The organism is Microterricola pindariensis, assembly GCF_002936985.1.
Classification (GTDB): domain Bacteria; phylum Actinomycetota; class Actinomycetes; order Actinomycetales; family Microbacteriaceae; genus Microterricola; species Microterricola pindariensis.
Window position 1 is genome coordinate 1 of record NZ_MPZN01000108.1, and the last position, 6,493, is coordinate 6,493.

The window sequence follows — 6,493 nt, forward strand, 5'->3', positions numbered from 1 at the left end:
CGGCGATGTCGCCGTAGCAGAGGTGGAAGCCGAACTCGACGCCCTCCGGCACCTGGTTGGCGACCGACGCGGCCATCGCGCCGACGGCCGCAATGATCTCCGCGGTCGAGGTGTCGCCCGGGGTGGCCGTGAACCAGGTCACCGGTTGCTTGCCGCCGATGCTGATCTGCTCGACGAAGCTGAACTCGGTGGCCATGTCGATCTGGATCGCCAGGTCCTCGGCCGGGATCGCGGCGGCGATGGCGGCGATCTCCCGCTCCATCGCGGCGGCGTACGCCGGGTACACGGCCGGCTTGTCGTCCTGCGCGACGAAGGTGGTGTGCGGGGCGAGCGGGCTCGGCAAGCTCACCTGGAAGCGGGTTCCCGGCGCGATCACGCCGGCGTCGCGGAGGGCGGAGAAATCGCCGAACCCGGCGATCGCGGCATCCGCATAGCCGAGGGGGCCGAACTCCAGCTCGTCCGCCGGCACAGTGCCGTCGAGGCGGAACGGCCGCACGTCGAAGCCGGCAATGATGATCGGATCGATCGGCAGGCGCTCCAGGCCGGCAACGGCGTCGAATGCGGCGCCCTGGAACAGGATCCAGTGGAAGCGCTCGCCGACCTCGCCGTCGGGGATGCGGGCGGCGTCGGTGCCGAGGTTCTCCGCGACGATGCGCAGGGTGGCAGCCGCGGTGGGCTGGTTGATCGATCCGACGAGGTGGGCGCCGCGCACGGCAGGAAGAGCAGTCATGGGGCAAGCCTATTCGTGCTGAATCGTCTGTGACGGTGCAAGGATGAGGGGCGGGCACACCACACAGAGCGCCCGGCAGAGGAGGACAATGATGCGCAAACGCACCGTCACAGAGGGCACCGCCGTGCGCAGCGCCAGGCCCGCCCGCGGGGCAGTTGTCACGCCGCCGCGGATCAGACCGTTCATGATTGGCCTCGTCGGCACCCTCGGCGTGCTGCTCGCGCTGCTCATCGGTGCCGTCATCGGCCAGCTCTCCACCGTGCTGGTGTACATCGGTCTCGCCCTCTTCCTCGCGCTCGGCCTCGACCCGGTCGTCTCCCTGCTCGAGCGCAAGCTGCCCCGGCCCGGCGCCATCGCGATCGTGGTGGGCGTCGTGTTGCTCGCCTTCGCCGGCATCGTCGTGGCGATCGTGCCGGTGCTCGTCGAGCAGGGCACCAACCTGATCAATGACCTTCCGCGCATGATCAAGGACCTGACCGCGGCCGGCTGGTACCAAGACATCCAGGCGCAGTTCGGCTCGACGGTGGAGGAAGCGCTCAACAGCGCGCTGCACTTCCTGCAAGACCCGGGCAACCTCGCCTCGATCGGCGGCGGAATCGTGGCCGTGGGCGCCGGGGTCGCCGGTGGCATCACCGGCGTGGTGATCGTGTTGATCCTCACGCTGTACTTCCTCGCCGCGCTGCCGTCGATGAAGAAGCTGGCCGCCCGCTTCGTGCCTGCCTACCAGCGTGAGGGCTTCACCGAGATCACCAACGATGTCTCCGGCGCCGTTGGCCGCTATGTCATCGGCCAGTTCAGCCTCGCCCTGATCAACGGCGTGCTGAGCCTCATCTTCTTGACCATCATCGGTGCCCCGCTGCCGGCACTGCTGGCGCTGATCGCCTTCATCGGCTCGCTGATCCCGATGGTGGGAACCCTGATCGGGGCCATCCTGATCTCGCTGATCTGCCTGCTCGCGTCGCCTTTGACGGCGCTGGTGGCCGCGATCTACTACCTGATCTACATGCAGGTCGAGGCGTATGTGCTCAGCCCGCGCATCATGAACAAGGCGGTGGACGTGCCCGGCTCGATCGTCGTGATCGCGGCTGTCGCCGGTGGAACCATCGGCGGCGTGCTCGGCGCCCTCGTGGCCATCCCGGTCGCCGCATCCGGAATGATCATCATCCAGAAGGTCGTCTTCCCGGCGCAGGATGCCAAGGTCGTCGACCCGGAGCTCATCGACGAGGGGCCGCGCCCGCTCTAGGCCGGCGCCGGGCCTCGCCTCATGCAGTGCCCGGCGTGGCTCCGAGCACGGTGGCGGCCAGGTCGTCGCCGTAGCCGGGCGGGGAGTCCTGCCGGGTGAGCACCCGGTAGAGCACCGCCCCGATCAGGGCGTCGGCCGCGACCTCGGGGTCGATGTCGGGGCGGAGTGCCCCGCGCGCCACTCCGTCGGCGATTGAACGGGCCAGGGCGGCATGCGTTGGCCCCGTCATCCGCTCGTACAGCGCCTCGGAGGCGGCGGGGTCATCCGCCGCTGCTGCCGCGAGGGCCCGGACCAGCCCCGCGTTCTCCGGCGAGCCCAGCGAGGCGCCCATCGCGTTCAGGATGCCGGCGATGGAGCCGCCGGCGGCAGCCGCGCCCGGCAGGATGATGACGCCGTCGAGCACCGCCTCGGCGACGATGGCCGACTTGGCGCGCCACCAGCGGTACACCGTCTGGCGGCTCACGCCGGCCGCGCTGGCGATCCCCTCAATCGTCAAGCGGTCGTACCCGACGGAGTGCAGCAGCTCGCGCGTGGCCTCGAGGGTGGCGCGACGAGACTGCTCGCTGCGGGGGCGGCCGCGGGGGATGGGCTCAGGCATTTACTCAGCGTAGCGAGCAGGTATAGGCTCGCCACATAATGAGACAGATTGTCTCGGATATGGGAAGGTGCATCATGTCGAACAGCATTCTGGTAGTCGTCGGCGTCGGTGGAATGGGCGAGGCCATCGCCCGTCGCGTCGGGGCAGGGCACACGGTGCTGCTCGCCGACTTCAACGAGGAGCTGCTGGGGCGAGTCGCTGCCGGGCTGAGCGGCGACGGCTTCGACGTGGCCACCCAGGTCGTCGACGTCTCCTCGCACGCCTCCGTCACGGCGCTCGCCGATGCGGCGGCCGCCCTCGGCCCGGTGCGCCTGGTCGTGCACACCGCCGGGCTCTCGCCCGTGCAGGCGCCGACGGATGCCGTGCTCCGCGTCGACCTCGCCGGCTTCGCGTTCAGCCTCGACGAGTTCGCCCGCGTGATCGCGCCGGGCGGCGCCGGCGTCTACATCGCGAGCATGGCCGGCAGCTTCGCCGCGGGCCAGTTCCCGGCCGAGTTGGAGGCCGCGCTGGCATCCACCCCCAGCGACCAGCTGCTCTCGCTGCCGTTCCTCGCCGACGGCGCGCTGCCGCACGCGGGCGCCGCGTACAGCATCGCCAAGCGCGGCAACCAGCTGCGCGTGCAGACGGCGAGCCTCGCCTGGGGCAAGCGCGGAGCCCGCGTCAACACGATCAGCCCCGGCGTCATCTCCACCCCGATGGGCCAGCAGGAGCTCGCCGGCGAGTCCGGCGCCTCGATGCGCGCCATGGTCGAGGGCTCGGCCACGGGCCGGCTCGGCACGCCGAACGACATCGCCAATGCGGCGGCGTTCCTGCTCAGCGCGGATGCGTCCTTCATCTCCGGCACTGACCTGCTCGTCGACGGCGGCACCGTCGCGGCCGTGCGCTCCGGCGCCGTCACACTGCCGCGCGGCTAGCCCAGTGCCGGCCCGGCGCCCTGCCCGCCGCTCGGCGAGCAGGGTGCCCGGGCCGCGGAACCCGCGCCCCGGGCACAGCGAGAGGCAGAAACGGGATCGCCCAGAGCCAGGCCATGAAGCGGGCCCCGTCGAGGACAGACGAGCAATTCGGCTTCGAGACGCGGAAACCAGATATGGTGCCCCCACAGGGACTCGAACCCTGGACCCACAGATTAAAAGTCTGTTGCTCTAACCAACTGAGCTATAGGGGCACGTACCAATGTACAGGCTGAACGCGCAGAGTTTTCGCGCGTAACGTTGGTGTCGCACGCGCGCCGCCAGATCCGGCCGGCGCGCAGCCCGGAATCGTGAGGAGACGACATGGCCGAGCACATCCACAAGCCCACGAAGTTTCCCAACCGCATCTTCGAGGCGTTCCAGGGCGGGGAGGACCCCGCCGCGATCAGCCGCGTGGCCCACGAGACCGCGCACGCCCTGCTGTCGCGGGTGCGGGCCGATCCCGACCCCGGCGTCGTGGAGCGCCTCGTCGCGTACACCGACGAGAACGGCATCGACGCCGTGGCCGAGCTGTGGTCGCGCGCCACACCGCGCAGCCTGCCCGGCGCACTCTGGCGCATCTACCTGCTCCGGATGCTGATCCGCCAGGACCCGACCGGCACGAGTTTCCTGTTCCAGCGCGGGGTCGAGGTCGCCCGCACGATCGACCCCGTCATCGCCGGCGCCGCCCACCCGACCGGCCCGGACGAGATCATCGTGCTCGCCGATGCCATCCTCCGCGGCATCTACACCGGTGACTTCGCCGTCGCCCTCGACCGGGCCGCCGCGTTCTGCCGGGTCATGTCGGCCGGGGCGACCAGTCTGGCCGACGACGCGGATGCCGCAGAGCCCGACCGGGCCAGCGAGCTGACCCGCCGGGGGTTGCGCTTCACCGAGATGGCGGCGGAGCTGACAGCCTGCGCGCGGCTCTGGCGCACCGATTCGCTGGACTGACGCGAACGCGGCGGAAACCGCGCCCAGCGATCTCGATTACAATAGATGTCGGTCGGGCCGCAGTAACCCCGGGCTCCAAAATTAGCCGCCACGAGCGGCCTCGCGCCGAGAGGCGTTCTGCGGCCCGGCCATATTCGTCCCCGGTGCCTCCCGCCGACACGCGCGATCCCGCGCCCGGCGGCAGCGCCCCGCATTCTCCCAGCCTGCGCGGCAATCCAATCTGGCCGCCGCGCCGAACCCTGAGTGTGACAAGGGAGGACTGCTGACATGCTAGGTGTCGTGAGCGAAATCCCCGTGTCACAGAGTTCTCCCGCGAACGCTGAACTGACCGCCGTCCTGGAGCGGGTCGCCGACGGCGACCAGCTCGCCTTCGGTGAGCTCTACGACCTCACCGCCGCGCGCATCTTCGGCCTGGTGCGCAGGCTGCTCGTCGACCACGCGCAGTCGGAGGAGGTCACCCAAGAGGTGTACCTGGAGATCTGGCAGACGGCGCCGCGATTCGACGCCAGCCGCGGCGGGGCGATGTCGTGGATGATGACGATGGCACACCGCCGCGCGGTCGACCGCATCCGGGCGTCGCAGGCGGGCCGCGACCGCGACCAGCGCATCGGCCGCCGCGACATCACCGTGGACTACGACGACGTTGCAGAGAGAGTAGAGATCACGATCGAGCATGAGAGGGTGGCGAGGGCGATGACCCGATTGACCGAGCTGCAGCGTGAGGCGCTGAGCCTGGCCTATTACGGCGGGCTCTCCCACAGCGAGCTCGCGAGCTACCTCGAGGTGCCGATCGGAACGGTGAAGACGCGGCTGCGCGACGGCATGATCCGCCTGAGAGAAGAATTGGGGGTGGCGTCATGAGCGATCGAGACGACGAACTGAGCCGGGCGGCATCCGAGGCCCTGCACGCCTTCGACGAGCCGCAGCCGGATGCCGTGGCGCCCGCACCCGCGGGGTTCGCTGAGACGGCGACCGAGCTCGGCCTCGCCGCAACGCCGGTGCAGCCGCCCGCGTCTCTGCGCGCGGACCTGATGGCGCGCATCGCGCTGACCCCGCAGCTGCCCCGGCTCGAGGAGGGCGCGGATGCCGCAACGGCGGCCACCCCGACCCTCGCCGTGCCGGCGGCGCCCGCCGTCCCCACAGCCGAGAAGCCGAGCGAGCCGAGCGGACCGAGCCAGCCGAGCCACGCCGGCCCCGCCGAGCGCCGGGCGGCCGCACGCTGGCGGCGCCCCGTCGGCGTGCTCGTGGCCGTGGCCGCAGCCGCCGCGTTCTTCTTCGGCGGTCTGGCCATCGGGCAGCTCCAGGACTCCACGCCCTCGACCGGGCAGACCCAGGCCGAGCAGCTGGCCGACATCGCCGCCGCGCCGGACGCCCAGCGCGCGGCCGCGGAGGTCGCCGGCGGGGGGACGGCGACCCTGGTCTGGTCCGGGGAGCTCGGCCGGTCCGCGCTCCTGGCCGACGGGCTGGCCCCGCTGCCGCAGGACCAGACCTACCAGCTCTGGTACATCGGGGCGGAGGGCCCGGTCTCGGCCGGCACCTTCGAGGCGAGCAGCAGCGGCACCACCTGGCACGTGCTCGAGGGACAGATGAGCGCGGGCGACGTCGTCGGCGTGACGGTGGAACCGGCCGGCGGGTCGACCGAGCCGACCAGCGCCCCCATCGTGCAGATCGCGAGCTAGGCCCCAATCCGCAGAGTGCGACTGCCGCGGGGCGACCGGGCGGCGTAGCATCGGAGCATGTCGCTGCCCTACACGCTCCTGATCACGCCGCTGCCCGCCGACGCCCCGGATGACGGGAGCTGGTTCACCGAGACCTTCACGGAGGTGGATGCCTCCGAGCCCGCCCTGCGGGTCAGCGAGCTCAGCACGCAACGCGGCGACGGCGTCTTCGAGACGCTGTCGGTGGTCAACGGCCACGCCCAGGAGGTGCAGCCGCACCTGGCCAGGCTCGCCCGCTCGGCCGAGATCTGCGACCTGCCCGCGCCGAACCTGGCGCAGTGGTCCGCCGCCATCTCGCAG

The 6,493-nt window shown here is 71.1% G+C and carries 6 protein-coding genes, 1 tRNA gene and 2 pseudogenes; 6 read left to right on the plus strand and 3 right to left on the minus strand.

Annotation, left to right across the window (positions count from 1 at the left end):
- A pseudogene (locus GY24_RS16915) lies at nt 1-730 on the minus strand (hypothetical protein); the annotation flags it as partial.
- An 88-nt stretch (nt 731-818) separates the two neighbouring features.
- Between GY24_RS16915 and GY24_RS16920 the strand changes: the two are divergent.
- Nucleotides 819-1,973 carry an AI-2E family transporter gene (locus GY24_RS16920; protein WP_233279440.1) on the plus strand — a complete coding sequence of 385 codons (1,155 nt, stop codon included), beginning with the start codon at nt 819-821 and terminating at the stop codon, nt 1,971-1,973.
- Nucleotides 1,974-1,992: 19 nt separating this feature from the next.
- On the opposite strand, the gene GY24_RS16925 is transcribed toward GY24_RS16920, so the two are convergent.
- Nucleotides 1,993-2,571 (minus strand): TetR/AcrR family transcriptional regulator, encoded by a 579-nt coding sequence (locus GY24_RS16925; RefSeq protein ID WP_104477759.1) that lies wholly within the window; start codon nt 2,569-2,571, stop codon nt 1,993-1,995.
- A 74-nt stretch (nt 2,572-2,645) separates the two neighbouring features.
- Here GY24_RS16925 and GY24_RS16930 point away from each other — a divergent pair, with 74 nt between their 5' ends.
- Entirely contained in the window at nt 2,646-3,485 is an 840-nt protein-coding gene (locus tag GY24_RS16930) for an SDR family oxidoreductase (protein WP_104477761.1), read from the plus strand.
- A gap of 174 nt (nt 3,486-3,659) precedes the next feature.
- Here the strand turns inward: GY24_RS16930 and GY24_RS16935 are convergent.
- Nucleotides 3,660-3,736: transfer RNA gene (locus GY24_RS16935), tRNA-Lys, on the minus strand.
- Nucleotides 3,737-3,845: 109 nt separating this feature from the next.
- Between GY24_RS16935 and GY24_RS16940 the strand changes: the two genes are divergently transcribed.
- The 4 genes and pseudogenes from GY24_RS16940 to GY24_RS16955 form a co-directional block, all read left to right on the plus strand.
- Nucleotides 3,846-4,475 (plus strand): DNA-directed RNA polymerase subunit beta, encoded by a 630-nt coding sequence (locus GY24_RS16940; protein WP_104477763.1) that lies wholly within the window; start codon nt 3,846-3,848, stop codon nt 4,473-4,475.
- Nucleotides 4,476-4,742: 267 nt separating this feature from the next.
- Nucleotides 4,743-5,336, plus strand: a complete 594-nt coding sequence (gene sigK, locus GY24_RS16945) for an ECF RNA polymerase sigma factor SigK (protein WP_083364901.1) — start codon at nt 4,743-4,745, stop codon at nt 5,334-5,336.
- Nucleotides 5,333-6,154, plus strand: a complete 822-nt coding sequence (locus GY24_RS16950; protein ID WP_104477765.1) for an anti-sigma factor — start codon at nt 5,333-5,335, stop codon at nt 6,152-6,154. Before sigK ends, GY24_RS16950 begins: the two co-directional genes overlap by 4 nt.
- A gap of 57 nt (nt 6,155-6,211) precedes the next feature.
- Nucleotides 6,212-6,493, plus strand: a pseudogene (locus tag GY24_RS16955) (aminodeoxychorismate lyase); the annotation flags it as partial.